Source organism: Saccharibacillus kuerlensis DSM 22868, assembly GCF_000378145.1.
GTDB lineage: Bacteria > Bacillota > Bacilli > Paenibacillales > Paenibacillaceae > Saccharibacillus > Saccharibacillus kuerlensis.
Genome location: NZ_KB899306.1, coordinates 17,081 through 42,559 on the forward strand (window position 1 = coordinate 17,081; position 25,479 = coordinate 42,559).

Annotated in this window: 26 protein-coding genes and 1 pseudogene; 15 read left to right on the top strand and 12 right to left on the bottom strand. The window is 50.1% G+C overall.

Annotated elements, in window-relative coordinates:
* The first annotated feature begins 46 nt into the window (after positions 1-46).
* A complete protein-coding gene (locus tag F456_RS0119100) occupies positions 47-1,978 on the top strand; it encodes a glycoside hydrolase family 2 protein (RefSeq protein WP_018978660.1) in 1,932 nt (643 codons plus the stop codon).
* A 127-nt stretch (positions 1,979-2,105) separates the two neighbouring features.
* Here F456_RS0119100 and F456_RS0119105 read toward each other — a convergent pair whose 3' ends face one another.
* The gene (locus F456_RS0119105) at positions 2,106-2,543 is read right to left on the bottom strand and encodes a hypothetical protein (RefSeq protein ID WP_018978661.1); all 438 of its coding nucleotides are present in this window, start codon (positions 2,541-2,543) and stop codon (positions 2,106-2,108) included.
* 325 nt (positions 2,544-2,868) lie between these two features.
* On the opposite strand from F456_RS0119105, the gene F456_RS0119110 reads away from it, so the two are divergent.
* The 4 genes from F456_RS0119110 (at position 2,869) to F456_RS0119125 (ending at position 6,635) form a co-directional block, all read left to right on the top strand.
* On the top strand, positions 2,869-3,150 hold the full coding sequence (locus tag F456_RS0119110; RefSeq protein WP_018978662.1) for a hypothetical protein: 282 nt from the start codon (positions 2,869-2,871) through the stop codon (positions 3,148-3,150).
* Between the two features lie 266 nt (positions 3,151-3,416).
* Positions 3,417-4,514 (top strand): alpha/beta fold hydrolase, encoded by a 1,098-nt coding sequence (locus tag F456_RS0119115; protein WP_018978663.1) that lies wholly within the window; start codon positions 3,417-3,419, stop codon positions 4,512-4,514.
* Positions 4,515-4,555: 41 nt separating this feature from the next.
* Complete coding sequence (locus F456_RS0119120) at positions 4,556-5,563, top strand: alpha/beta fold hydrolase (RefSeq protein WP_018978664.1); 1,008 nt, start codon at positions 4,556-4,558, stop codon at positions 5,561-5,563.
* Between the two features lie 196 nt (positions 5,564-5,759).
* A complete protein-coding gene (locus F456_RS0119125) occupies positions 5,760-6,635 on the top strand; it encodes an SDR family oxidoreductase (RefSeq protein ID WP_018978665.1) in 876 nt (291 codons plus the stop codon).
* Between the two features lie 186 nt (positions 6,636-6,821).
* Here F456_RS0119125 and F456_RS0119130 read toward each other — a convergent pair whose 3' ends face one another.
* Genes F456_RS0119130 through nikA form a run of 5 tightly spaced genes read right to left on the bottom strand, consistent with a single transcriptional unit; the run spans position 6,822 to position 11,914 of the window.
* On the bottom strand, positions 6,822-7,760 hold the full coding sequence (locus tag F456_RS0119130; RefSeq protein WP_018978666.1) for an ABC transporter ATP-binding protein: 939 nt from the start codon (positions 7,758-7,760) through the stop codon (positions 6,822-6,824).
* Complete coding sequence (locus tag F456_RS0119135) at positions 7,757-8,554, bottom strand: ATP-binding cassette domain-containing protein (RefSeq protein WP_018978667.1); 798 nt, start codon at positions 8,552-8,554, stop codon at positions 7,757-7,759. Before F456_RS0119135 ends, F456_RS0119130 begins: the two co-directional genes overlap by 4 nt.
* A complete protein-coding gene (nikC, locus tag F456_RS0119140) occupies positions 8,551-9,408 on the bottom strand; it encodes a nickel transporter permease (RefSeq protein ID WP_018978668.1) in 858 nt (285 codons plus the stop codon). Before nikC ends, F456_RS0119135 begins: the two co-directional genes overlap by 4 nt.
* Entirely contained in the window at positions 9,405-10,352 is a 948-nt protein-coding gene (gene nikB, locus F456_RS0119145) for a nickel ABC transporter permease (protein WP_018978669.1), read from the bottom strand. The genes nikC and nikB overlap by 4 nt, the downstream gene beginning before the upstream one ends.
* Positions 10,352-11,914 (bottom strand): nickel ABC transporter substrate-binding protein, encoded by a 1,563-nt coding sequence (gene nikA, locus F456_RS0119150; RefSeq protein ID WP_018978670.1) that lies wholly within the window; start codon positions 11,912-11,914, stop codon positions 10,352-10,354. Before nikA ends, nikB begins: the two co-directional genes overlap by 1 nt.
* Positions 11,915-12,121: 207 nt before the next feature.
* Here nikA and F456_RS24445 point away from each other — a divergent pair, with 207 nt between their 5' ends.
* The 7 genes from F456_RS24445 to F456_RS0119185 all read left to right on the top strand — a co-directional run bounded on the left by F456_RS24445 (position 12,122) and on the right by F456_RS0119185 (position 17,740).
* Positions 12,122-12,295 (top strand): hypothetical protein, encoded by a 174-nt coding sequence (locus F456_RS24445; protein ID WP_018978671.1) that lies wholly within the window; start codon positions 12,122-12,124, stop codon positions 12,293-12,295.
* Between the two features lie 593 nt (positions 12,296-12,888).
* Positions 12,889-13,239: a hypothetical protein gene (locus F456_RS0119160; protein ID WP_018978672.1), complete on the top strand. Its 351-nt coding sequence runs from the start codon at positions 12,889-12,891 to the stop codon at positions 13,237-13,239.
* Between the two features lie 23 nt (positions 13,240-13,262).
* Complete coding sequence (locus F456_RS24450; RefSeq protein WP_157060142.1) at positions 13,263-13,685, top strand: hypothetical protein; 423 nt, start codon at positions 13,263-13,265, stop codon at positions 13,683-13,685.
* Positions 13,686-14,385: 700 nt separating this feature from the next.
* Positions 14,386-14,733 carry a hypothetical protein gene (locus F456_RS0119170; protein ID WP_018978674.1) on the top strand — a complete coding sequence of 116 codons (348 nt, stop codon included), beginning with the start codon at positions 14,386-14,388 and terminating at the stop codon, positions 14,731-14,733.
* A gap of 87 nt (positions 14,734-14,820) precedes the next feature.
* Positions 14,821-15,867: an ABC transporter permease gene (locus F456_RS0119175; protein ID WP_018978675.1), complete on the top strand. Its 1,047-nt coding sequence runs from the start codon at positions 14,821-14,823 to the stop codon at positions 15,865-15,867.
* Between the two features lie 119 nt (positions 15,868-15,986).
* Positions 15,987-17,051 (top strand): ABC transporter permease, encoded by a 1,065-nt coding sequence (locus tag F456_RS0119180; RefSeq protein WP_169577852.1) that lies wholly within the window; start codon positions 15,987-15,989, stop codon positions 17,049-17,051.
* Positions 17,048-17,740, top strand: a complete 693-nt coding sequence (locus tag F456_RS0119185) for an ABC transporter ATP-binding protein (protein WP_018978677.1) — start codon at positions 17,048-17,050, stop codon at positions 17,738-17,740. The genes F456_RS0119180 and F456_RS0119185 overlap by 4 nt, the downstream gene beginning before the upstream one ends.
* A gap of 142 nt (positions 17,741-17,882) precedes the next feature.
* Here F456_RS0119185 and F456_RS24945 read toward each other — a convergent pair.
* From F456_RS24945 to desA, 5 genes and pseudogenes are all read right to left on the bottom strand, one after another.
* Positions 17,883-18,639, bottom strand: a pseudogene (locus tag F456_RS24945) (transposase); the annotation flags it as partial.
* Between the two features lie 149 nt (positions 18,640-18,788).
* Positions 18,789-19,502: a 23S rRNA pseudouridine(2604) synthase RluF gene (gene rluF, locus F456_RS0119200; RefSeq protein WP_018978681.1), complete on the bottom strand. Its 714-nt coding sequence runs from the start codon at positions 19,500-19,502 to the stop codon at positions 18,789-18,791.
* 114 nt (positions 19,503-19,616) lie between these two features.
* Positions 19,617-20,219, bottom strand: coding sequence for a response regulator transcription factor (locus F456_RS0119205; RefSeq protein ID WP_018978682.1), 603 nt, complete (start codon positions 20,217-20,219; stop codon positions 19,617-19,619).
* A gap of 17 nt (positions 20,220-20,236) precedes the next feature.
* The gene (locus F456_RS23060; protein ID WP_083923749.1) at positions 20,237-21,430 is read right to left on the bottom strand and encodes a sensor histidine kinase; all 1,194 of its coding nucleotides are present in this window, start codon (positions 21,428-21,430) and stop codon (positions 20,237-20,239) included.
* A 240-nt stretch (positions 21,431-21,670) separates the two neighbouring features.
* Positions 21,671-22,714 carry a Delta(5) desaturase DesA gene (gene desA / locus F456_RS0119215; RefSeq protein ID WP_026293996.1) on the bottom strand — a complete coding sequence of 348 codons (1,044 nt, stop codon included), beginning with the start codon at positions 22,712-22,714 and terminating at the stop codon, positions 21,671-21,673.
* A 317-nt stretch (positions 22,715-23,031) separates the two neighbouring features.
* Between desA and F456_RS23065 the strand changes: the two genes are divergently transcribed.
* Complete coding sequence (locus F456_RS23065) at positions 23,032-24,069, top strand: response regulator (protein ID WP_018978685.1); 1,038 nt, start codon at positions 23,032-23,034, stop codon at positions 24,067-24,069.
* A complete protein-coding gene (locus F456_RS25040) occupies positions 24,062-24,190 on the top strand; it encodes a hypothetical protein (RefSeq protein ID WP_018978686.1) in 129 nt (42 codons plus the stop codon). Before F456_RS23065 ends, F456_RS25040 begins: the two co-directional genes overlap by 8 nt.
* 21 nt (positions 24,191-24,211) lie before the next feature.
* Here F456_RS25040 and F456_RS0119230 read toward each other — a convergent pair whose 3' ends face one another.
* Positions 24,212-24,790 (bottom strand): TetR/AcrR family transcriptional regulator, encoded by a 579-nt coding sequence (locus tag F456_RS0119230; protein WP_018978687.1) that lies wholly within the window; start codon positions 24,788-24,790, stop codon positions 24,212-24,214.
* A 111-nt stretch (positions 24,791-24,901) separates the two neighbouring features.
* On the opposite strand from F456_RS0119230, the gene F456_RS0119235 reads away from it, so the two are divergent.
* Positions 24,902-25,168 (top strand): hypothetical protein, encoded by a 267-nt coding sequence (locus F456_RS0119235; protein WP_018978688.1) that lies wholly within the window; start codon positions 24,902-24,904, stop codon positions 25,166-25,168.
* Positions 25,169-25,479 lie beyond the last annotated feature (311 nt).

The window sequence follows — 25,479 nt, forward strand, 5'->3', positions numbered from 1 at the left end:
TATGATGAACGGACACGATGAAAAAAGCCAAGGAGGATTTATGAATATGCCATCTCCATCTCAACAGACACAGGGCGGCGCAGCTGCAATGCCGCGCCCCGAATATCCGCGGCCGCAGTTTCAGCGTGCCGACTGGCTCAATCTGAACGGCGAATGGGAGTTTGCATTTGACGACGAACGCCGTGGAGACCGGGAACGCTGGTATGAGCAGTCGGACGATACGGATTTTGGCAGCCGTATTACGGTACCTTTTGCTTTTCAAAGCAAGCTGAGCGGCATCGGCGATCCCGGTTTCCATGATCTCGTCTGGTATCGACGCCGTTTCGATGCACCTGCCGAATGGGGAGACAGACGCATCATCCTGCATATCGGAGCATGCGATTATGCGTCTACTGTCTGGGTCAACGGCCGCTGGGCGGCTTCGCACGAAGGCGGACACACGCCTTTTTATGCGGATGTTACCGATCTGTTGAATGCCGAAGGCGGCAATACGATCGTCGTGCGTGCCGAAGACTTCAGCCGCGACGTGACGCTGCCCCGGGGCAAGCAGTTCTGGAAAGAAGGCTCGGAAAGCATCTTCTATACGCGTACAACAGGGATCTGGCAGACCGTCTGGTTGGAGCCGGTACAGGAAGCACACCTGCAAAAAGTGAAGTTTACCCCGGATATTGATCGCGGCGAGATTCGTGTACGGATGTTCTTCTCACGGGAAACAGTAAATACGGTTCAGTCGTCTAAAAAGGAATCGGACTCGCAAGCGGAGGGTGCCGCGGCACAGACTGCGCATCATCCTGCGAACCCTGCCGACGGACGATCTGATGCTTCGTCCAGTAGTCGTATATCCGAATACGCCGGATCTATCACCGCCGTCGTTCGCATTTCTTTTGAGGGACAGCTGATTGCCGAGGAACGATTCCCTGTCCTTCATGTCGAAGAGTCCAGAGCGATCGGACTGAACGATTTTAACGATCACGGATTGGGACGCTGGTGGACGCCAGAGAATCCGAACTTGTACGATGCGGAGATCGAATTGATTCGCGGCGATCAGACGATAGATAAGGTAAGCAGCTATTTCGGGATGCGCAAGATCTCGATCGAGAATGGCCGGTTCAGCCTTAATAACCGTCCGTATTTTATGCGATTGGCGCTGGATCAGGGTTATTTCCCGGACGGTGTGCTGACCGCGCCGACCGATGAGGACTATGTACGGGACATCCGTCTAGCCAAAGAAATGGGCTTTGACGGCGTGCGCAAGCATCAGAAGATGGAAGATCCGAGATTCCTGTATTGGTGCGACCGGATGGGACTGCTGGTCTGGGGCGAAGCGGCCAACGCTTATGCCTATTCGGAAGAATATGTCCGCAACTTCACCCGCGAATGGCAGGAAGCGGTCGACCGGGATTATAACCATCCGTGTATCGTAGTCTGGGTGCCGATGAACGAGAGCTGGGGCATTCCGAATGTACAGATCGACAGCCGGCAGCAGCAGCACGGGCTTACGCTGTATCATCTGACAAGATCGCTTGACGAGACGCGCCCGGTCATTTACAACGACGGCTGGGAAATGATGCGGACCGACATTGTGGCTATTCACGATTACGAGTGGCGCGAAGAAGTATTGACTGAGCGTTACGAATCTGTGGAAAAAGCGACGAACGCTATGCCGGCCAACCGGCGCATTTTCGTCGGCGGCAGTCAGTACGAAGGTCAGCCGATCCTCGTCACTGAGTTTGGCGGCATTGCTTACAAGAAAAGCGATTGGGAAGGCTGGGGTTACTCGGGCGCGGAGACCGACGAGGACTTCTTGGAGAAGCTCGGAGCGGTTATTCGTCCGCTGATCTTATCCGGCGTCGTGCAGGGCTTCTGCTATACGCAGTTGACTGATGTGGAGCAGGAGATTAACGGACTGGTGACATATGATCGGGTACCGAAAGTTCCGTTAGAAGAAATCCGGAAGATTGTGCGAGGCGAAGGGTAGCAGGGGAAAGACAGAGGTGGAAGAGGAATAGAAGCGGCAGAAAGGAAGCGGAATTCACAAAGTCAGCGAAGAGGCCGCATGATCCTATCCGGGATCTGCAGCCTTTTTTGATTATACAGAGAAGCAGTTACGCCGAACCGGAATTCTCCCGATAAAAGCTGCCCCAATTCATCTGCTGAATACACCAGTAACCAATACCGAAGACCAACCCGGAACAAACATAAAAGCAGTGAAACAGAAAAGCTTCCGACGAGAAGAGCGAGATACCGCCCCAGAGCAGCAGAGTGAAAAAGTGGGCGATAAGCGTCGGTACGAAAAAGATTAGAATGCAGGCTGCAGGGTACATAAGCAGCTTATACTTCCTGATCTTTTTGTCGACCATATATACGATTCCAATGTACAGGGGACAGGCGATAACGAGGAATCCGACCAGGGTGGTAAATACGACAAAATTCAGATCTCCGCCTAACGTCTGTCCGTAAAAAAAGTCCAGTGCGTAGATATATCCTGCCAGGCCGGCGGCATAAGACAGCAGACCAAGCAGAGTCATAGCCACTGCGAACATTCCTCCACCTCCTTCACGTATTTCAGTCATCTTAGCACAATCCAAGTTTAGAGACGGGCCTATCGCAATCTCTGTACAAATCGCTCAGGCTTTATTTTTTTATCTCTATTCTTTTTTGTTAGTAAACTTCCTGTTAAGAAAAAAAAGATAATTTTTTCATTAATCACAGTAATCCGCTTGCATTAGGCTGCAGACACCAGAGCTTCCGCGTCTGCGGTCTTTATTTATATTGAAGCTTGCAGGAGCAGTCCCTTCCGGCAGTTCCTTGTGCTACAATGGGAACGCGTGCAATCGCCGCAAGACGATATGCGAGAGGATGAATATAATGAGCGAACAACAAGTGAACGAGAGCGAAATGATCGCATACATCGTGGATGAAACCGGATTGAGCGAAGAGGGCATCAAGATCGTGCTGAAGCATGAGCAGGACTTTATTGCGACAGCGGCCAAGAAGCCGGGAGATACCATCGAACTGGACGGCGACGAGCTGGTCGATTACGTGGTAGGTCAGAAAAACGTTAAGCTGAATGAACTCGAAGTCGAGAACGTACTGGATGCCGAGATGGCTTACCTGATCGACAAAGGGCTGGCGGGATACGAGGACTAACAGCTTGTCTCACTAATAGTAGGATTTCGTTCATCTGATGCAGACAAGCCACTAAGGACTGCCTCAAAATGACCGTTCGGTAAAAGGAAGAAAACCCAGCCGAACTTGCAGGGGAGAGAACAAACAGAACGTCGATACAGCGACGGAAATGTTTCGAAAGGCGCGTTTTCGCGAGAGAATTTGCAGAAGTTACGCTACAAGCGGGCGAATCGGCAAAGTTCCGCGCAGAGAACGCGTCTTTTCGTTATGGATGGAGGGAAACGACGATGGGACCGGAAGAACGAATCAAAAGACGGGCCGAGATGGAGCAGCTCGTCTCTCAAGCGAATGCCGGTTTGCCGGAAGAGCCGACCGGACCGGCCGGGCCGGAGAAGTCTGTGAAGAAAAAAAGAAGTCTTTTTCGGCGCTTGTTCATGGGGGTTGGCTGGGGTTTGATCCTGGTGCTGCTTCTGCTGTTGGCCGGGTTCGTCTATCAATGGATGGGAGAACGCGAGGATCGTCAGGCGTATATCGCACCGGGGCAGCATGTGGAAGTGGATGGACGTAGGATGCATGTGTATCACGAAGAGAAACCGGGCAAAGCGGCGGATGAAGGGACAGTGGTGCTGATCGCCGGATGGGGAACAGCTAATCCATATGCCGATTTTTCGCCCGTGTATGAATTTCTGCGGAACCAGGCGGCATTTGCCGTTGTTGACCGATTCGGTTACGGTTACAGCGATGTAACGGACGAGAAGCGGGATATCGACCGAATGACGGAGGAGCTGCACGAAGGATTGGAAAAGGCGGGCGTACAGCCTCCCTATGTGCTGACGGCGCATTCGCTCGGCAGTCTGGAAGCGATCCGCTACGCCCAGCGCTATCCGGAAGAAGTGAAAGGGATTGTCACGATCGATTCCGGTTCGCCTGAATTTTATCAGACTTTTCCGGCGCGTACGCTGCAGCTGCAGCGGGTCGCGATTAAGTCCGGCCTTGTACGGGCGCTGTATCATATCAACGGCTTCGATGCTTATTTGAACGGACAGAGAAACGGATTGAGGCTGCTATCGCCGGAGATGAAGGAACAGGAACGGCTGGCTACCCTTCTTGTGGCCCTCAACGATAATGTGACGGACGAGGTTCGCAGAGCCGCGGCCAACGCAGACAAGCTGGTCGAAGACAAACAGCGGCTTGAGGTTCCCATCATTCAACTGTTTGCGGATCAATTCGGCGAAGTGACGGACGAATGGCTGGACAGCCAGCGGCAGTTCGGAGAGTCATGGTCTGCAGATTCGAAAATGACCGTAGTGCAGGGCAGCGCGCATTCCATTCAGGCTTATCACCCGGAATCGGTAGCCGAAGCCGCGTTGGAGCTGGTGGATTGAAGAAGCGTTCGTGAGAGCGTTCGTAAGAAGGAGAGAGGACGTTGGAAAAAAAGACAAAGGCGCTGCCGCGCAAGCTAATGAGGGTGGGTAAACGAATGCTGAGCTTCCTGCTTCTCCTGCTGCTGGCAGGCTTTCTGTATCAGTGGTTCGGCGAGCGCAGCGACCGGCAGGCATATATCGCGCCGGGACAGCGTGTGGAAGTAAACGGACATAGGATGCACGTCTATCACGAAAAGAAGCCGGACAAAGCGGCGGACGAAGGGACGATTGTGCTGATTGCAGGCTGGGGTACGCCGAATCCGTACGCCAACTTTTCGCCCGTCTACGATAAGCTCAGAGGGCAGGGCAGCTTCGCTGTCGTCGAACGGTTCGGATACGGCTACAGCGATGTGACGGACGAGAAGCGGGAGATCGATACAATGACGCAGGAGCTGCATGAAGCATTGGAAAAAGCGGGCGTGCGCCCGCCTTATGTGCTGGCGGCGCATTCGCTCGGCGTGTTGGAGTCGATCCGATTCTCGCAGTTCTATCCGGAGGAAGTTACAGGTCTGGTCATGATCGATACCGGTTCGCCGGAGTTCTACGAAACGTTCCGTTCGCAGGCAATGCAGTCGCAGCTTCAGCGGATTGCGATCAAGTCCGGCATTGTTCGTGCGCTGTATCATGTGCCTGGATTTGCGGAACGGGTTGCAAGCGGGCGCAACGGACTGAAACTGCTGTCTCCGGAGATGAAGGAACAGGACCGATTGGCGACCATGCTCATCGCCAACAATAAGAACGTAACGGACGAGATGCGGCAGATGCATGCCAATGCGCGAAAAGTTGTGGAAGACAAGCAGAAGTTGAACGTCCCCATGACCATACTGGTCGCGGATAATTTTGGCCGGACCAGCGAAGAGCGCATAGCTGCCCAGCGGCAGTTCGGCGAATCGTGGGCGAACCAGTCGGAGGTTGTGGTCGTGCAGGGCAGCAGACACTCCATGCAGGCTTATCAGCCTCAGGCCATTGCCGATGCGGCTCTGGAATTGATTCATACCAAGGATAAATGATCGAGCGGTAAGTGACCGGGCGAGAACGAACGGATGATAAATGACTGAACAATAGATGACTGAATAATAAGTGATCTAATGATGGACGACATGTCGATAAAAGGGAGTTCGGTTGACAGCTCTTCTATCCTGAAACTATAATGGTTACAATTGCATGCGGTACTCTACCATTATCTACTCAAAGGAGCGATTATTCATGGGCAAAATTATCGTAACCGGAGCATCCGGTCATCTCGGCACTTCCGCTATCCGTCATCTGCTGGATCTCGGCGTACAGGCGAGTAACATCGTCGGCGTCGTACGTGACAAGGCTAAAGGCACTGCACTCGCTGATCTGGGCATCGAGCTGCGTCTGGGCGACTACGACAACGCGGCTTCGCTGCCGTCGGCGTTCGAAGGCGGAGAGAAGCTGCTGTTCGTCTCGGCTTCCTCGATGGACAACACGCTGCGTGTCCGTCAGCATTCGGCGGTTGTGGAAGCGGCTCGCAACGCGGGAATCAAGCATATTGCGTATACGGGCTTCGCGTTCCCGGAGAAGATGACCATTGGCTTGGAAAATGTCCATATGGCGACGGAGTACATGATCCGCACGACAGGCATTGATTACACGTTCCTGCGCAACGGCTTCTACCTAGAGCTGCTCGTAAACGAAGGCACGGCAGCGGCTGTAGAAGCCGGAACGGTAATTTCCGCAGCTCCAACCGGCAAAATGAACTATGTGACCCGCGACAATCTGGCTCGCGCGGCAGCTGTCGTGCTAACCGGGGAAGGTCATGCGAACAAGATCTATGAACTGACGGCTGCAGAGCCGTTCTCGTACGACGAGTATGCCGCCGTACTGGCGGAAGTGTCCGGCAAACTGGTCGTGCACAAGGCTCTGCCGGCTCCCGAGGCGGTCAGTGCGATGGTATCAGCCGGCGTGCCGGAAGGTGGAGCGGGCTTTATGGTTCATGTCGTAGATGCCGCGATCGAGAACGGAGAATTCGGCACGCCGTCGAACGATCTGGTCAACCTGATCGGGGATGCATATACGCCGTTGAAAGCGGCTGTGGAAGCGGCGATCAAGGGTTAATAGCTAAGGAAGCGTCTTGAGCTTGGTTTGCGAATAATGAAATAAGTAGGTGAACAGCCTGAACACAAAAGCGACCAGTATGCTGAGCATACCGGTCGCTTTTTGTCAGGTTAAGCGCTGATCGATCTTTAGACAGAAGATTAGAAGTTGAAGGCAGGATGGACAGAAGCCATATAGATGCCGAATTCAGAAAATCGAAATCAATTCCTTCGTATAGGCATGCCGCTCTTCCGCGAACAGATCACCCGCATCGAAGCGGTCGACGATCTCCCCTTCGCGCATGACCATGATGCGCTGGCTCATCCGGTGAACGGCGGCCAGATCGTGCGAGATGAACAGATACGACAAACCCAGCGACGTGCGCAGATTCGTCAGCAGGTCGAGCACGGCTCCCTGCGAGATCACATCCAGGCTTGCTGTCGGCTCGTCGAGTACGACGACATCCGGCTCAATGCTGATCGCGCGGGCAATCGTCACGCGCTGACGCTGCCCGCCGCTGAGTTCATGCGGGTAGCGGCTCGCCAGCTCGGCCGGAAGTTCGACGGCTTCGAGCAGCTGCCGGATATACGCGTCGCGGGACGTATAAGCGAAGTGCGTCAGCTTTGCGTCTTGGCCGAGCTGCTCATAAGGATCGATCAAGGAGTCTGACACCTTGAGCTTGGGATTCAGCGCGGCTGTCGGGTTCTGGAACACGATCTGGATTCTGCGCCGATGAGGGCGCAGCTTCCGTCCGTTCAGCCGGGCAATATCCTGTCCGCCAAGGATAATCGAGCCGGAGTCTGCATCTTCGATTCGCAGCAGGCACCGGGCGAGCGTACTCTTGCCGCAGCCGCTCTCGCCGACGAGGCCTAGACATTCGCCGCGGCCGATCGAGAAGCTTACGTCATCTACAGCTGGGCGTTCTGCACCGGCGTAAGTCCGACTCAGACGCTCTACGGCAAGAACCGGAGAGTCCAAGGTTTCTGCAGTTGAAGAAGCGGCTGCGTCTGATGTGCTTTCTGTGCCTGATGTGCTTGATGTAACTGCTGTGTTCGCGAGAAACCTGCCTACAGACGCTGGGGCGATGTCTGGCGTCCGTAGGCGGATGCTGCCGGACATCCGCTTCAATCTATCCGAAATTTTCATCGTGTTTCCTCCTCAATCCCCGACCTCAGCGAACGGCCCAGAATAGGAGCCGCTTCGATCAACTTGCGGGTGTATTCATGCTGCGGATGGTCGAGAATCCGGTGTTTGCCGCCAGACTCTACGATTCGTCCTTCCTGCATGACGGAGAGTCGGTTTGCGTACCGCCGTACATGTCGCCAGTCATGGGTGATAAACAGAATGGCGCATCCGGTTTCCTTCTGTTTGCGAGCCAGCAGCTCCAGCACCCGGTGGGCCGAGACACTGTCGAGCGCAGTCGTCGCTTCGTCGGCGATCAACAGACGCGGCGACAGCAGCAGCGACAGCGCAATCGAAGCCCGCTGCAGCTGCCCGCCGCTCAGTTGGAACGGATAACGGCGCAGCAGTATTGGGTCCAGTCCTACCGATTCCAGCGCTTCGGCCGCCCGATTTCTGCGCACAGTGGATGACTTTTCCCCGTGAATTTTCTGATATTCATTGAAGTGTGCGCCGATGCTGCGAAACGGCGTGAACGCTCCCTGATAATCCTGAAAAATATACGAGATGCGGCTGCCTCGCAGGGCCCGCATCTCTTTGGGCTTTCGTTCAAGCAGATTGCTTCCTTCGAACAGGATTCGACCCGCCGCGTGCAGATTAGGTGGCAGCAGCTGTCCGATCGCCTGCGACAGCAGGCTTTTGCCACTGCCGCTCTGACCGACCAGCGCCATAAATTCGCCTTCGCGCACGGCCAGCGATACATTGTCCACGATGGTGCGCTCACGGCCGGCGATGCTTAATTCCTCGATCGAGAGAATCACGGCTGCACCTCCTTTTTCACATCGAAGCGGTCTCTCAAGTAGTCGCCCAGCATGTTCGCAAGCAGGACGATAGAGACGATCGCAAGACCCGGATAGACCATCAGTTCGGGACGGGACTGGAAGTACGGCCGCGAGTCGTTCAGCATGGCACCCCATTCGGGTGTCGGCGGCTGCGCGCCCAGTCCGATATAGGACAGCGAGGAGATGAGCAGGATAATTTTGCCCAGATCAAGACTGGCCAGCACCAGTACATGACCCGCAATATGCGGCAGCAAATGCTTGGTCATGATCCGGGCGTCCGACAATCCGTTCGTGCGTGCGATCCGGATATAGTCTTTTTGCGATTCGGACAGGACGGTGCTGCGCACAAGACGGGCATAGCTGACCCACTTGACGATAACAATCGCCAACACCAGATTGCCGATGCCTGCGCCGAGCAGGCCGCTCAGTACAATGGCAACGATCGTATCGGGAAAAGCAAGGAAGCCGTCGGCGATCCGCATAAAGATTCGGTCGGTCCAGCCGCGCTTGTAGCCCGCGATCAGACCGAACGGAATGCCGATGATCAGCGCCGTGCTCAGTGCGAGCAGGCTGTAGCCGATCGTCTGGATACCGCCGAGCAGAAGTCGGGTCAGCACATCGCGTCCCAGATGATCAGTGCCCAGCGGGTGAAGCGTACTTCCTTCCTGCAGCCGGCCGCGCAGATCGGTCAACGTAGGATCATGCTTCAGATACATAAACGTATACAAGGAGGCCGCCGCGACAAGCACGATGAACAAGGCGGCGATAATCGCCTGCCAGCTGTGTTTTTTCGACTTCGGTCTGGCGGGTGAGCGCAGAGAGATCGTTTTCAACGGTGGGCCTCCTTTTCTTTGAGCTTCATTTCGGGATTCAAGTAGCGGTACGACAGATCGACGGCCGTGTTTACGAAAAAGACGACAACAGCCATGATCAGAATGTAACCCTGGATCAGCGGGTAGTCACGCTGGCGGATCGCGTCGACGACAAGCTTGCCGATTCCCGGATAAGCGAAGAGCACCTCAATGACGACGACCCCGCCGATCAGGCTGCCGAGACTAACGCCGAATACGGTGATAACGGGCGGTAGGCTGTGCCGGAAAGCATGCATCAGGAAGATGCGTCCTTCGGACAATCCTCTGGCCCGGGCGGAACGGACAAACTCCTGGCTCAGCGAATCCAGCAGGCTGGAGCGCAGTAAACGCACGTAAACGCTGGAGATGGCAAGCCCCAGCGTCAACGATGGCAGAATAAGCGAAGCGAAGCCGTCCCGGCCCATTGTCGGCAGTCCGCCGAAGCGGACGCCAAACAGGTCGATCAGGATCAATCCGAGCCAAAAGCTGGGTACTGCCGCGCCAACAATCGACAGCATGCGGCTGACCGTATCGATCCAGCTGCCGCGGTAGACCGCCGACAATGATCCGAGCGGCAGTGCCACAAGCAGCATGACCAGCAGGGCGCCGAGCGTCAGTTCCGCCGTTGCGGGCAGCGCCCGCATCAGCATCTGCATCACCGGCTGACCGGTGGAGTATGAATTGCCGAAGTCCAGCTGGACGAAGTCAAGCAGCCAATTCCCGAATTGGATCAGCAGCGGATCGTTAAAGCCCATTTCTTCCCGCATCGCCTCGACCTGCTCCTGACTGACGGACAGTTCATCGACATTCAGAATCGTCAGCACCGGATCGCCGGGTGCGAGGCGGATAAACAGGAAGCTGACAAACATAATAAACAGCAGGAAAATAAACACTTCAAGAAATTTTCGAATGACGAGGCGAAACATTACATCACGTCCAGCTTATTGTTGATCATGTAGTATTCGCTGCGCGTCGTCACCCAGTTTTTGATCTTTTTGCCGTTGTAGGCGACAATCGTGCCCGGATGAAGCACAAACGAGTTCAGTACGTTGTCATGTACGTAGTTGGCAGCCTGCTCGGCCAATACGGCCCGCTTTTCCGGCGCAACGGTCAAGTTCAGTTCGTCGATAATTGCGGTCAGTTCCGGATCTTCGGAGCCGCTGAAATTAAGCGCGCCCGTCGGATGATACGTGGCGTTCAGGTAGTAACCTGCGTCGCCGCGCGGTGCGGTCAGATTGCTGTAGGTGGCGATGTCCCAATCCCGGTTCGACGCCATATATTCTTCCGGCGTATCGATCTGGCGAATTTCTACGTCGATGCCGATCTGTTTGGCATCGGACTGGAACACCTGCGCGATCAGCGGCAGGTCGGCGCGGGCGGAATAGGTCAGCAGCGTCAGCTTCAGCGGCTTGCCGTTTTTCGTCATGACGCCGTTTTCCAGTGTATAGCCTGCTTCCGTCAGATACTTCACGGCCGCCTCGCGTCCGGTCTCGGAAGCGGTATTGTCATATTTCGGTGCGAAAGGCAGCGATGGCAGGAATGGACCGATCGCCGGCTCGCCGTAGCCCAGCAGAATGGTGTCCACGATGCCTTGGCGGTCGATCAGCGCGTCCAGCGCACGTCGAACGTTCAGATCCTTAATACTTTCGCGTTCCATGTTCATCGTCAGCTGATGCACGCGGAATGTCGAAGTAGATTCGACGACCATACCGTCGATTGTTTTGAGCGATTCCAGGCTTTCCACTTCCGGACGGTATACGATATCGACCTGGCCGGATTTGAGTGCGAGCGAGCGGGCGTTGGCGTCTTCGTTGAACGAGAAGGTAACCTTATCGAGCGGCGAAGCACCATCCCAATACCCGTCATAGCGGCTCAGTTCAAGCTTGCTGCCCGGGGTAAAAGCGTTCAATTTGAAAGGTCCCGTACCGACCGGCTTATTCACGATATCCGGCTCGCTTACGTCGATGATCGCCGTATTAGGATTGACCAGCTCGGAAGCGAATTCCGGAAACGGCTGAGTCGTTGTGATCTCCAGCTTGTCGCCGTCCGCTTCGATCGTATCGATCTTGAGCGCATTTCGGATTGCGACGCTTTCTTTCAGTGCGCGCTCAAGGGAAGCTTTGACAGAATCGCCGGTCATCCGCTTGCCGTTCTGGAACGTGACGTCGTCCCGGAGGTTGATCGTCCAGTGCTGACCGTCTTTGCTGTCCCAGCTCTCGGCAAGCCAAGGGGCAACGGTCAGATTCTCCTCGTCCAGACGAATCAGCGTTTCGGTGATACCTGCACGGAGCGGCACATAGCTGGAGTCGACATGAGGATCGAGCGAGCTGGTGGAGAAGTTATAAAGGAAGTGAACATTTTTATCAGTGGAAGCCTGTGCGGCATTGGAAGCGGAATTGTCCGTGTCGGATGAAGATCCGCAGGCGTTCAGCAGTCCGGCGCTCAGGGCCAGGGAGATCAACGTCAGCAGCGATGCTTTTTTATTCAAAAGTAATCCCTCTTTCCATTTCGTAATATTTACGATTAACATCAATGAGATTTATATTATCGTAATGATTACGTTTTTACAAGCAAAATAATTGATTTACAAAGAATTTTGATTGCTAGTAAGTTAATAAAATGAATATTATCTATTATTTAAATCCTAAATAAATATAATTTTTGGTATTATAATTTAAAAAAGGAGGGGCTTTTAATGTTTCCTAACCATTTAAATGGAGCTGATGAAGAGGCTGCTAAGCAAAAAGAAAGAAATATTCATAATGAGGTAAGGACAACATCAATAAAAGGAGCTATAATTACAGCCTTAATTATAGCTGTCGTTACGTTCTTGATATTTTATGGAATCGCCTATTTTAGGACAAACTAGCAATCACAAAACTGAATTTTAGATATCCATCGAATCGTATCCTTGGAGATTTTAGCTCCAAAATAGAATAAGCCGTCTAAGCCGGTATCTTAATCGCTTGGTAAATGAGCTGAAAAGTTCAGAATCGAACGTAAAAAAGACGAACCCTCAAGGGTTCGTCTCAGAGTGTCGAGAAAACCAGCTTTCCATCTGGAGAGCTGGTTTTCTCGACACTCTGGCTTCTCTTTAAAGAGAAGTTTTAATGAGTTTTGCAACCTCGATAAATTGACAAAAGACTTATGAAAAGAATTTATTTCATTTTTGTCAAGGTAAAAACTAGGCTAAAATGAGTATAGCTCATGGTGGAATCTCCTTGTAGAAAGTGTTGTGGTGACTCTATTCTACACGAATCCGGCTATAAGCCTCGTTGTATTTAGTTCAAAGTATTGCACTTCATTTTTCAATCCGTCACTTAAATGTATACATAATAATATTTTTGAAAAAAACAAAAAAAACAAAAAAACAAAACTAAATGTCTTAAGGATTGTTCATTATATTAATGGCATTGAACGACTTGTTCAATGAACATTAAAAAATTAAAAGAGGTGTTCTATTTGAAAAAAGTATTTGTAGCTTCCGCGCTGGTATCCGCAATTGTTTTATCTCCTGCTGCTATGCTTGCTTCTACTGAAGAGGCAAGTGTGACTGCAGAATCCGAAGTTGTCCCAGCCGCTCCTCAAGCCGAAATTAGTTCCATCGATGAGATTTATACAAATGACTTCTTCAATGAATTGCCTAAAATCGAAGATGAAGAAATGGCTGTCTATAGACAAATCGAAAAATACAAAAAAACAAACCCTCAGTTAAGCGATGAAGAAGTTCTTCAATACTTTGAAAACAGTATTAACCCAAGAGGTCCTGGTATACAAGCGAGTGGTTATGACGAAACTAAAGCAACTCGGTAGGAGTGATTAGGATCAAGAATTTTTTGTTTTCTTTGTCTATGGTAATGACTTTTATGTTGCTTATTTCTTGTTCTTCAGAGGAGAAACTACAGAGTCCGCCGGAATTGGTTGCTAAATCAAAGATAGATGGAGCGGATTTGGAAATACCGACGAAGCTAACTACGTATAACTGGGGAGGGGAAATGACTTACGGAGGACCATGGGAGTCATTTAAAGAAGAAAAGGGGGTAATCGTGAAACCGGATTCGACTGTTGAAATTTCTTTCCCGAAAAATCCGGATGAATTAATTGTAAGACAGCATACAAGTTCTTCGGGATTTACTATTGTTGACGAAACTAATCATACATTTATTGTTCCCTCACAACCCGGACAATATGTATATGGTATTAGCGGGAAATGGGAAGAAGGAATTGCGTTATATGGTTTAAAAGTTGAAGTGAAATAAAAGCTCAAAAGACACATTGGTGTCTTTTGAGCTTTTATCTTTATTCTATCTATGCTCATAGATTTAAGGCATCTTCAAAGTTAAATCTTTCTGACGGTAAAGTTGACGGTAACATGGCGCTAAAATGGTACAGGAACAGATTTACAGTAAGGGACATAGGGAGCAGCGCTTCCGGGTGTCCCTGCTACCCCTTATCCTGGCAGGACTCGTTATACCAAGTGGATCTTTTTTTCTGGCTCTTATGCACGGGTGCGAGCGCCTAAAAACGCACGCAGAGTTCGTGGTAGTGTGGAAGCGGGAAGCAGGGGTAAGATCACTTGAAAGCCAGTCCTCCCGACCGGCCAAGAATAGAAGTACGGGAAAGGACAAACTCCAAGCGAGGGTAGTGCAGCTTACGGCTGAACCCCAGCGGAGAGTCCGCAGCCGATCCGCCCGATCGGAAGATCGAGAGGCGGGTTAACGCCCCCAATCTGTGGAGTTGTGAATACGCTGGTCAATCCATTCAAGTTTGGGCTGACGCCTGGACGAGCTCAACACACCATTAAATAAAAATGATTAATTTAAATATAATTTATGGTAAATTTTTAAAAAAGGTTGACATTAGTTGTTGGAAATTATAGTATTTTTATAAGATATACATTCTATATGAGATACATATCCAAAGGAGGAATTAATATTCAAAAATGTTAAAAGAAAAACTTTGTCCATTACCTTGGCAAGTGCCATCGGTCTGGCAGGTGTAGCTTCAGTGTCAGGTGCAGCCTTGTTTGCTTTCTCGGCGGATACCAATGCTGTAGGCACGTTGACTGCAAAAGCAAGTTTTGTTCCTGCAGCTTCAACTACTGGAGTAAGCGGCTTGAGATTGGTTTCGGGTAAACAGGTTAAACAGTCATGGGTACGAATTGTAGAAGGTGCTTATGATTCTGGAACTGTCAGATCTACACTTGCTACTAACCCTAGAGATACAAAGACTTATGAAGCTGTAACATCGAAATTCAATAGTCCTTTCTATGATGCAGTTTCGGACTACGGCTGGTATTATTTCTAAAAATAACACCATTATTAACAATAAAAAACAAGCAAGACTCTTCTTTGCAATATAGAAGAGTCTTGTTTTGTTCTGGAGTGTGTCTATATGTTTTTTATAAAAAAATCGCTTTATTTGATTGTTTATTACATAGTTGTCGCGACTTTTACCTGCCTTGCTTTTTCCTCTTTGCTCACTTCATATGCAAATACAAAAGTTCTTCAAAACGGCTTGAGTGATAATAGTTTGCAATTCGTCATCAATACTGGAACTGCCGGTGCAGTTTCAGATTTGACGAACGAACAACTCATCAAACAGCTTGAGAAAAACACAGATTCTTTTTTGCTTTACAAGGATGAAGATAATTTTTTTGCTAAATCAGTTTACCTGCATAATGCCGAGCTTCCTTTTCCTATGGATAGTGGACAAAGCTTAGACACTTTCCAGCCGAACAGTATTGTGTTGGACCGTAGTTTGATGAATAACACAACTGTTCGAGATGGAAAATATTATTTTTCATATCAAGGCCGTTCTTATGAAGTACTAGATTCATTCGCTTGGATAAATAAGTACATGTACAGAGACAGCAATCTTTTTGTTTCTCTCAATCTGGAAAAACCGGCTTTCGGGTCCTACTCGATCGATGGAATCTCCGAGTCGAATTTAGAAAGCTTATTGAGTCTTTGGACGGCAGAACGGCCTGAAGCTTTTTCTTTTTCCATAACACCTGCTGTGTCGGGTTTCATGGACCGGTTTGTGCTGACAATGAGAGATCAAGCGTTTATCATCATGGTATTTGGAGTCGCTCTCCTGCTGATGATGCTGAGCACGTTGGGAACGACTTTGTCATGGGTACAGGCCAAAAAAGACGAAATCCAAGCTCGACATCTGGTTGGAGCCAATGCTGGACAAATTCGGTTCTGGCTACTTAAAGAGTATTGGATCGTACTGCTGTTAAGTTTTTTCATTGGAAACGGTTTGGCTTGGCTAATTGCAAAATGGGGCGTTTTCCATGAGTTGATTCGGGAAGTCACTTTGTTCGGCAGTCTGATCTCTTTCCTATTCTGTTTGGCTATAGGCACATTGACAGCCCTAATCTCAACTTCTCGCTACGATAAAAGAAAGCGGATAAGAAAGAAGGTCGTCCTTCCATGAATCAATTTCGATATTCCTTAGAAGACCTTTGGCGGCACAAAGGCAATTCGTTCGTTCTTTTGCTAGAAACAGTTATGCTTCTTATCATCGTTAATTTGATCGCTTGGAGCTTGAATGACATGAATAAAATGAATCATGAAATTCAACGCCTTAACGAGACTAAAGAAATTTATGGGCTGGTCAATTTCACAGGAAGTATGCAGCAAAATCTTTTATTTCAAGACGATACGTATATTACTGAGTTGAGCCAAATATACGATTCGATCTATGCCAACGATGAAGTGGAATCATTTTCGCTTTATTCGTCTACCTTTAATTTTGAGAAGTCTTCTTTCGGTAATTCTGAATTTTTGTATACTTCCGAAGCCAACGTGTTTATTCCATTTTTATATACAAACGATCTCTTTTTCGAGTATTTTAACCTCGAATTGACGGAAGGAAGAAATTTCACTGTTGAAGACTATCAAAAAAAGTCACCTGTTATTCCAGTGCTGATCGGTAGCGATCTTACATTTAAATATAAACTGGGAGACATTCTATCTCCGCTTGGCAGTCAACAATATCAGGTTGTAGGTATATTGAAAAAAAACAGCTCCTACATCGATATTATGGCAACTCGAGATTTTAAAAATCTTGATCAAATGATTTTGCTTCCACTTAATAAAAACGAATTGTTAAGTGCGGCTGATTACGATAGCGTAATTATGAGAGCATATATTGCTACTGATGACAAATCAGTTTTATCCAATATTGTAAACCAGGCAAACGAACTAGTTAACTATTCTTTTGCATTCAAAAGTATGCTCTATCAATCCAAATTCGTTGCCCAAGACAAAGAAAAATCGCTTCAAATCCAGATCCTTCTCTCAAGTCTGATTTTGATATTTACTTTCGTCACAGTGACGGTCTCTTATTTGCAGTTTATCGAAAAACATATCTACGAATTTGGCGTACATTTGCTGTCGGGGGCAACCCACAAAGATCTTGCTCTGAGGCTGGGCGGGCAATTTTTAATTTTGCTTGTACTCAGTAATCTAATCACAAACAGTTTGTTCGGAGGTTTTTCAAACCTATATATTTCAGTGATCGTAAGTATGTTGCTGGCTATCATCTTTTTGACCATTCCTGTGCTCCGACTCAATCGAATGACTACGACTTCCATGCTGAAAGGGAGAATCCGATGAACCAGATCGAAATCCGTAACCTTAACAAAGTGTTTAAAACTAAGCAGCATGCGTTGCATGCCCTGAATGATGTTTCCTTAACCATAGAAAAAGGAGAAATGGTCGCGATTATGGGAACCTCTGGTTCCGGCAAAACCACGTTGCTCCACATTCTTGGTTGTATCGATCACCCGAGCGATGGTAGCTATCGGCTCAATGAAATGGCAATCGAACAGCAGTCACCGAAAGCTTTAGCTCATATTCGAAACCGTGATTTGGGATTCGTGATGCAGGATTTTGCTCTGATCGACCACTACTCTGTCCAAAAAAACGTCCTATTGCCGCTAAAATACATGAAAGAAACGAAGCTTCGCAAAGAACGCGCCGCTCGTCTTCCTGCACTGCTAGAGAAGCTTCATATCGGTCAGAAGCAGCATGAAAAAGTCATGAATCTGTCTGGTGGACAAAAACAGCGCGTTGCGATAGCACGTGCGCTGATTAACGAGCCTGACATCATTCTCGCAGACGAACCTACGGGAGCTTTAGATCAGAAAACCTCCTACGAAATCATCCAATTAATGCGCTCAATCAACCAAGAAGGCAAAACAGTTATTATCGTCACTCATGACCCCAGTATCGCGGCCCACTGTCAACGGATCGTACGAATCGAAGACGGCAAGATTATCGAGGATGGAGCTAACGTCGTTTAATTCGAATTTCTCGATAGTCCACAAAAAGTCGGCACTTTCCTATTATAGGAAAGCGCCCAGAGTATCGAGAAACCCATCTCTCCAAACGGAGGGTTGGGTTTCTTTTGCATCGAGTGTCTCTTGTTCCTTCGGCTTGCTTGGTCTGCCGGTCCAGGTGGTTCAAATACGGCCGGAATCATGTGTATTTCCAGCCGTCACATAGACATCCGTTATTACATTGTTCTTTCCATCAACGGTTCGGTGGTCCAGATAGAAAAAGCCTTACGGCTTCCCATCACGGACCATATACCCACTGTCCGGGTCGATCTTGCTCACTTTCACTTCTTTGGTTTCTTCCTCCTCCTCTTGTGGTTTTAGTGCTTTTTTTCATTCTCCTTCCAGTCTGCTTCTACAGCGGTATTCAGTTCGTCCAGGTAACCTTTCGTGTTTTGTAGCACTTTTTGTTTCGTGTATTTATGTTTGTTTGCACTAGCTTTGACGTGAGTCGAATCCGAGAACAAGACGTGTCCACCCACCATCTTGTGCGAAATGTCCTAGAAGATCGTCGTGCCGTTAAAGCGTGCTCGACGATTCCAGCTAATCGTGGAGTAGTCCGGCACTTTGTCGGTCAATCCTAGTCCCGGAAGTCAACGGTAAGCCAGGTTGGTTTGGATTTCACGTTCCAGTTGGCGTTTGGAACAAATGCCGTAAAAGTAACCGAGGAAAACCAATTTGAATAGAACGGTCGGGTCAATCGCCGGACGACCATTGTTTTCGCAATAAAGAGGACGGACTTTTTCATCGTTGAACAAGAAATTAATATACCGATCAATCTTTCGTAGCATATGGTTTTCGGGCACGAGATCTTCAATCGAAATGAGTTCATAGATTTGTTGTTTTTCTCGGTTTGGACGCAGTATGCGAAGACCTTCCGTTCGTTACAAGTAGCTTGTATTATACAACATTAATGCGGTGTCGTAATGAAACGAATGAATATAAAAAAGGCTGTCGAGAGTTTCTCGACAGCCTGAACCGAACCCTCAAGGGTTCGTCTTTTGTATGAAAACGATTAGCTGTTGCGAGGCGTATAATTCAAATCTTTAAACAGCCGATCCAGCTCTTTCGCTGTCAGATCGCGCCATTTGCCGGTCGGCAGGCTGTTCAGGTGAATATTCATGATCCGGATGCGCTTGAGCGCGCGGACGTTGTAGTCGAGCGCTTCGCACATCCGGCGGATCTGACGGTTGAGACCCTGGGTCAGCGTGATCTGGAACACGAACTTCGACAGCTGCTCCACTTTGCACGGGAGTGTCTTCGTATCCAGAATCTCGACGCCAGCCGCCATCTTTTTCAGGAACTCAGGGGTGATAGGGCGGTCGACCGTGACGATGTATTCCTTCTCGTGGCGGTTCTCCGCTCTAAGGATCTCGTTTACAATGTCGCCGTCGTTCGTCAGCAGAATCAAGCCTTCGGAATCTTTGTCCAGGCGGCCGACATGGAAGATTCGCTGCGAGTGGCCGACAAAGTCGACGATATTGCCTTTGACGCTGCGCTCGGTCGTACTGGTGATGCCGACGGGCTTGTTGAGCGCGATATAGACGTTCTCCTGCGCCGCTTTTTCCTTGATTCGTTTGCCGCTTACCCGTACGTCGTCGCCCGGCTCCACCTGGCTGCCCAGGTCCGCTTTGACACCGTTAATGGTTACTTTGCCTTCGGCAATGATCTTGTCCGCGCCGCGTCTCGACGTAAAGCCGGACTCGGCGATATATTTGTTAATCCGCAATTGTACGCACACCTTTCTGGTTGAGGAAAATTCTCTGTTTACCATAGCGCAAAAGGGGCGAGGTTGTACAGGTTTTCGAATAGGTATCGTTTCCGTACATATTAAAAGGCCGGTTCATTTGAACCAGCCTTTTTCCTTGACCGTTGTAATCGCCTCAATCCGGTTGCCGGCACCTAACTTGTCCAAAATAACCGAGACATAGTTGCGGACCGTTCCGTTGGTAAGGGAGAGTTGGCTTGCGATTTCTTTTGTGTTTTTGCCTTCGGAAATCAGCAGCAGCACTTCCCTCTCCCTTTCGGTTAACGGATTTTCTTCGGCGTAAGGCGCATCGTCCACAAGCTCGGGCGCATAGATGCGTCGGCCGGACATTACGCTGCGGATGGCATCCGCCAGTTCTTCGCTTGGGCTGTCCTTGAGCAGGTAGCCGTGTGCCCCCGCCTTGATTGCACGTTCAAAATAGCCGGAGCGCGCAAAGGTGGTCAGGATCAGCACGCGGCAGCCGGAACCTTTCAATTCCTCTGCAGCTTCCAATCCTGTTTTATGAGGCATCTCGATGTCCATGACACAGATGTCCGGCTTGTGCAGCCGAACGAGCTGAATCGCTTCCTCGCCGTCTGCTGCGCGGCCAACGACCTCCATGTCATCCTCGAGATCGAGCAGCGAGGCCAGAGCGCCGAGCATCATGCGCTGGTCCTCCGCAATCACGATTTTTATCACGCCTACCCCTCCTTATTTTAGTCGCGTCCTGATTCCCGCGCTGGTTCTTGTGTCTGGATGTCTGCTTCTGCTGTGTTTGGGTCGCGCTGCGCGAGTACGTACGGAATCCGCATAGTTAGCAGTGTTCCGCTGCCCGATTCAGAATCGGAAGTAATCTCGAGACTACCGTTTACGAATTCCAGGCGCTCACGCATACCTCGCAGGCCGCTTCCGCGTGTCCGGCTGCCTCCTTCTCGAAGACCGCTTCCGTTATCGGCAACCTGTACGATCAGCTCGCCGGGCGTCGGCTCAATCTTTACTCGGCAGGCGGTTGCTCCGCTGTGCCTGACGATATTGGTGACCGCTTCCTTCAGACACATGCTGACGACGTTTTCATTCAGCAGCGACGTGCGCGTCTTGGCCGGATCGCCGATCAGTGTGAATTCGATCTCCGCAGCCTTCAGAATCTGCCGCAATCGGTGTACTTCGTCTTCGATGTGCGTGCCGCGCATCTGTGTAACCAGCTCGCGGAGTTCTTTGAGCACGACCCGGGCGGTCTGCTGGACATCTCGAATTTCGTCTTCCGCCCGCTGCGGATTTTTGGTGACGAGTTTCGCGGCCAGGTCGCTTTTGAGGCCAATTAGTGCCAGGTTCTGGCCTAGTGTGTCATGCAGATCGCGGGCAATGCGCTGGCGCTCTTCCATGACGACCAGCTCGGAAATCCGCTTGTTGGCATGTTCGAGCTGTCCTTCCAGCCGTTCGCTTTGGTTGCGATTGTAAGTCGTAACCGGCAGCAGGATCACGGCAATAATCGTGAGAGCAACGAACGGCCATTGGGCGATCATCAGCGGGTCATGCCGGAGGAATCCTAAGTAGACGGAAGCGAGTGCGGCGGTCAGCTGGATGGAATACAGGATGAAAAATCCTCGTTTGTTGCGAATGTTTCCGACAAAGTAAGCCAGAAATACTGCAAAATACACATAACCGAACATAAGCGTCATGGTAACAGAAACCGCCAACTGCATGCTTGTCCAGAAATAGCGGATCCGGCCTTTAGAAGCGAAGGCAAGCAGGTAGCAGATAAAGAAGCCGAGAACCAGCGATATTCCCATTACGGTATGGAACACGGTGGACGACCGGAAAATAAAATAAAACGGAAGAATGTAGAAAACGACCCATACGTACGGATTGAGTCCGGTGCTCCGCTGGAAAATCTGGTACCACTTCTGCATGAATTTCCGCCCTCCGTAGACCGATGCCGGCAGCGATGAGAGACTTTCATTCCCGTACGCCGCTTCATTTTTTGTCAACATTATAACCTGAGGCCCCCCTTTTTCCCAAGTGCTCTCGTCTTTTTGTATGTTATCGGTAAATTTAAAGACCCCCGGAAGCTCATGCTTCGGGGGTCGAACTGTTGGCTCGCCGACCGCGCAGATAAGGTAAAGGTGTCAGTCGCGGTACAGGAGCGGATATTATTTGTTCGATTCGCGCGATACAGTCTGTACAGCGTTCTGCGGCAGTCCGCTGCGCACTTTCCGGTAGCCGGTGAACGACTTGGTCTCTTCGTCCCACAGGCGGAATTTGAGAGATTGCAGGCTGGTCCGCAGCGTGATTGTCGTCGCTTTTTGCAGCGGAATCGAGGAATCATGCGCTTTTTCCAAATTGTAGTTCGGTACTTTCGGACTCAAGTGATGCACATGGTGGAAGCCGATGTTGCCCGTGATCCACTGCAGCGGCTTCGGCAGTTTGTAATACGAGCTGCCTTCGACGGCTGCGTTCACGTAATTCCATTCTTCTTCGTGCTCAAAGTAGGAGTCTTCGAATTGGTGCTGCACGTAGAACAACCAGATGCCGAGCATGCCGGAGAAGAAGAAGACCGGACCCTGCACAAGCACGAATGCCTGCCATCCCATTGCCCAGATCAGCAGTGCATACAGTCCGACAAGCAGAATGTTCGTCAAGTAAGTATTGTAACGCTCCTGCTTTTTCGCGCCTTTACGGTTGAAGCGTCCTTGAATCAGGAAGACGAAGATCGGTCCGATTCCGAACATGACAAGCGGGTTACGGTAAAAACGGTAAGCCAAGCGTGTCCAGAAGGAAGCATTTTCGTATTCTTCAATCGTCAGCAGCCACATGTCGCCTTCGCCGCGCTTATCAAGGTTGCTGCTCGTCGCGTGGTGCATCGTATGGCTGTATTTCCATTTGCGGTACGGCATAATCGTAATGACGCCTGTAATGGTGCCGACAATGTCATTAGCTTTTTTGTTTTTGAAGAAAGAACCGTGCGTGCAGTCATGGAAAATAATGAATGTCCGGATCACGAAGCCGGAAGCCACGAGCAGAAGCGGGAGGGCCAGCCAGTAGGAGACGGACAGGGCCAAGTAGCCGCCGACCCAGAAAATAATAAGTGGGATGATCGTATTGAACAGCTGCATAACGCTGGCTCTGGTATCGGACTTCTCGTAGGGTTTCATGTGTTTTTTGAGTTCCGTAATCGGGTTTTGGCTTTGGGACATGCTCATGGATGAATTCCCCTTTCGCGGACATTCCTCGGAACGCCTCTATTGATTACAAGTATACGGGGATTGCAGATGCTGACACAGTCATAAACGTCAGTTTGTTGAGATGACAAATGTCATATAGGGAAGTTTTGTCGAAATGAATTTACGGATACGTGACTCTTTGCATATCTGTATATTTTTTGTAGATGTACGATTGTTATTTTGAAGGAAGCCGCAATGAGTTGGCACGAAATCCAACAAACAGCCAAAGAATTGTGAAGGGGCTATCCAAGCGAATTTTTATAATTTTGAAAGTGAGCGGAGGCAGAGTGATGAGAGCGCTGCTGGTAGATGATGAAAAATTGGCGCTTCTGCATTTGAAGAGCATGCTGGAGCAGGAAGACAAAGTACAAATTGTGGGAGTATGCAGCGACGCAATTCAGGCATTAAAGCAGGTTGAGGCCTTGGAGATCGACCTCGTATTTCTCGATATCGGAATGCCGGAAATCGGAGGTCTGGAGCTTGCGGACCGGATACGTTCCCTGGATGCCGGAATTCAAATTGTATTTACAACCGGCTGTGACAGCTATGCATCCGAGGCTTACCGGGTCTATCCGCTGGACTATATGAGAAAGCCAGTCGACCGCAAAAGGCTTGGCCGTACGCTCGACATGGCTCGCCACCGTCTGGAAGCGGCAGGTCGTCCAAGACGGACCGTACCTGAAAGTCCTTCCCTACGCTGCCTGGGTTCTCTGAGAGTATACCGGCCGGATACAGGAGAAGATTATATCAAGTGGAGAACGTCCAAAGCCCAAGAGCTGTTCGCTTATTTACTGTATAACAAGGGACATACGGTCAATCGGGAAAAGCTGCTGGAACTGTTGTGGCCAGGCTTTGAACCCGAGCGGGCGGCGTCACAGCTGTACAACACGATTTACAATGTTCGTACAGCGTTGAAGGACGAAGGATTGGACATGGAAATTGTCAAAGCGAGTCCTGCAGCCGGTTACCGTCTTGAGACCGAACGTATAAATGTCGATGCGTGGCAGTGGGAGGAAGCAGTGATGGCCCTGCCACGGATTAGTCCTGATTCGCTGGACAGGCATGAGGCAGTCTTGAACGCTTATACCGGGGATTATTTGGCGGGACACGGCTACTCATGGTCGACGGACGAAGCTTTGCGGCTGCAACGTCTCTGGTTAGAGCATGCGCGCCGGTTGAGTGATTTCTACCGCACGCAAAGGATGGCAGACAAAGCAGGTGCGGTCGTTCAGCGCGTCCGCCGACTGGATGCACCCGGGCAGACGGACGCTTTTGATCAAGGGGAACACGAGAAGGACGGTACGGAGGAGAAAGTATCTCATGCCTGACAGATGCAGCTGGCAGATGCAATTGACAGAAATGCATTACCGGCATCATCTGCTTCAGGAAACAAGGCTGATCGCCTGGCTTGATTCCGAGCACCAGGGCGTGTCTTCAAATACGCTCTAAGACAGATTGAGGAAAGCCCGTTTACTCGGACGCCGGAAACCGGCCGATAATCATAGTCTCGATCAGGGTGTAGGCTTTCTCCAGATCGAGGTCGGGCTGAAGCAGCTTCTGGAGCGCCAAGCCGTCAAAGCAGGCGAGCAGAACAGCAGACAGAGCTTCGCGTTCGTCAGGTTCAATATCACCCAGTGTCGAATCAAGCACACTGGCAATGCCCTGACGGCCGGTCTCAAGCAGATCTGCTACCTCGCCAGCCAATGCCGTGCTGCGAAGGCCTTGGGCAAACAGCTCGTATCGAAGCTTATACCATTCCGGTTCGCGCCCGCCGTCCGCCGTTCTCCTCGGCGATGCATTCGTTTCACGCAGCTCCGGAGACGCGCCCGGAAGCACTTCTTCGAACTCTTCTTCGTAGCGGTCCCGGCTCTGCCGCACCACTTCATGCAAAATATCTTCTTTTGTCTTGAAATAGTAGTGGACCAGTCCGGGGGCGGCCAAGCCGGCCTCGGCTGCGATCTCTTTGATCGAGGCGCTTTCGTATCCCCGGTCTGCAATGGTCCTTGCCGCAGCCTCAACAATTTGCATCTTCCTCGGATTTTTCTTCATTTTTCTTCCTTCCCCCTTGAAACTCCGTTCCATTCAGCGTATCAGGTCAAATCTCAGGTCGCAATCTTGTTTCTGCAACTTTTCATAAACGTTGTACGGCTAGAGATTTTTGTGAGGAAAGGTAAAGTAGGAACACAGATAGAAGTAGAAGTAAAGGTAGATACGAAAGTAGAAGTGAAAGTAGAGCTGAAGCTAGAAATGGATGTGGAAGTAAAGGTGGAAGTAGAAGTAGATACGGAAGTAAGAGTAAATACAGAGCTAAAGCTAGCAATAGATGTGGAAGTGGAACTGAAAATAGAGATAAACGCTGGATTAATGCACAGATCGGGGCTTCTACACCACAAAAAAGCTTTCCGGCCCTGGGACCGGAAAGCTTAATAGATTGAGAACGTACTATTCACTTCTTCCGCCCATCAATCGACGTCTAACGAATCCTGATATCACTATTTGCCGATTTTTGGTCTTTTTGAAAACCTAACGAATCCTCATACTCTTATTTGCCGCTGTAAAGTCTCTTAGAGGCCGATTTTACTCAAATAGCGATACTACGATTCGTTAGAATGTGTAAAAGCCGTCTGGAAAGCAAATAACGTGATTAGAATTCGTTAGAGTGCCTAAGATCTGCAGAGGTACCTAACGTAATTAGAATTCGTTAGAGTGCCTAAGATCTGCAGAGGTACCTAACGTAA

Excerpts from the sequence above, each read along its gene's own strand:
- F456_RS0119100 (WP_018978660.1), top strand. The coding sequence starts at position 47 with ATGCCATCTCCATCTCAACAGACACAGGGCGGCGCAGCTGCAATGCCG.
- F456_RS0119105 (WP_018978661.1), bottom strand. The coding sequence starts at position 2,543 with ATGTTCGCAGTGGCTATGACTCTGCTTGGTCTGCTGTCTTATGCCGCC.
- F456_RS0119110 (WP_018978662.1), top strand. The coding sequence starts at position 2,869 with ATGAGCGAACAACAAGTGAACGAGAGCGAAATGATCGCATACATCGTG.
- F456_RS0119115 (WP_018978663.1), top strand. The coding sequence starts at position 3,417 with ATGGGACCGGAAGAACGAATCAAAAGACGGGCCGAGATGGAGCAGCTC.
- F456_RS0119125 (WP_018978665.1), top strand. The coding sequence starts at position 5,760 with ATGGGCAAAATTATCGTAACCGGAGCATCCGGTCATCTCGGCACTTCC.
- F456_RS0119130 (WP_018978666.1), bottom strand. The coding sequence starts at position 7,760 with ATGAAAATTTCGGATAGATTGAAGCGGATGTCCGGCAGCATCCGCCTA.
- nikB (WP_018978669.1), bottom strand. The coding sequence starts at position 10,352 with ATGTTTCGCCTCGTCATTCGAAAATTTCTTGAAGTGTTTATTTTCCTG.
- F456_RS24445 (WP_018978671.1), top strand. The coding sequence starts at position 12,122 with ATGTTTCCTAACCATTTAAATGGAGCTGATGAAGAGGCTGCTAAGCAA.
- F456_RS0119175 (WP_018978675.1), top strand. The coding sequence starts at position 14,821 with ATGTTTTTTATAAAAAAATCGCTTTATTTGATTGTTTATTACATAGTT.
- F456_RS0119180 (WP_169577852.1), top strand. The coding sequence starts at position 15,987 with ATGAATAAAATGAATCATGAAATTCAACGCCTTAACGAGACTAAAGAA.
- F456_RS0119185 (WP_018978677.1), top strand. The coding sequence starts at position 17,048 with ATGAACCAGATCGAAATCCGTAACCTTAACAAAGTGTTTAAAACTAAG.
- F456_RS23060 (WP_083923749.1), bottom strand. The coding sequence starts at position 21,430 with ATGCAGAAGTGGTACCAGATTTTCCAGCGGAGCACCGGACTCAATCCG.
- desA (WP_026293996.1), bottom strand. The coding sequence starts at position 22,714 with ATGTCCCAAAGCCAAAACCCGATTACGGAACTCAAAAAACACATGAAA.
- F456_RS23065 (WP_018978685.1), top strand. The coding sequence starts at position 23,032 with ATGAGAGCGCTGCTGGTAGATGATGAAAAATTGGCGCTTCTGCATTTG.
- F456_RS25040 (WP_018978686.1), top strand. The coding sequence starts at position 24,062 with ATGCCTGACAGATGCAGCTGGCAGATGCAATTGACAGAAATGCATTAC.
- F456_RS0119230 (WP_018978687.1), bottom strand. The coding sequence starts at position 24,790 with ATGAAGAAAAATCCGAGGAAGATGCAAATTGTTGAGGCTGCGGCAAGG.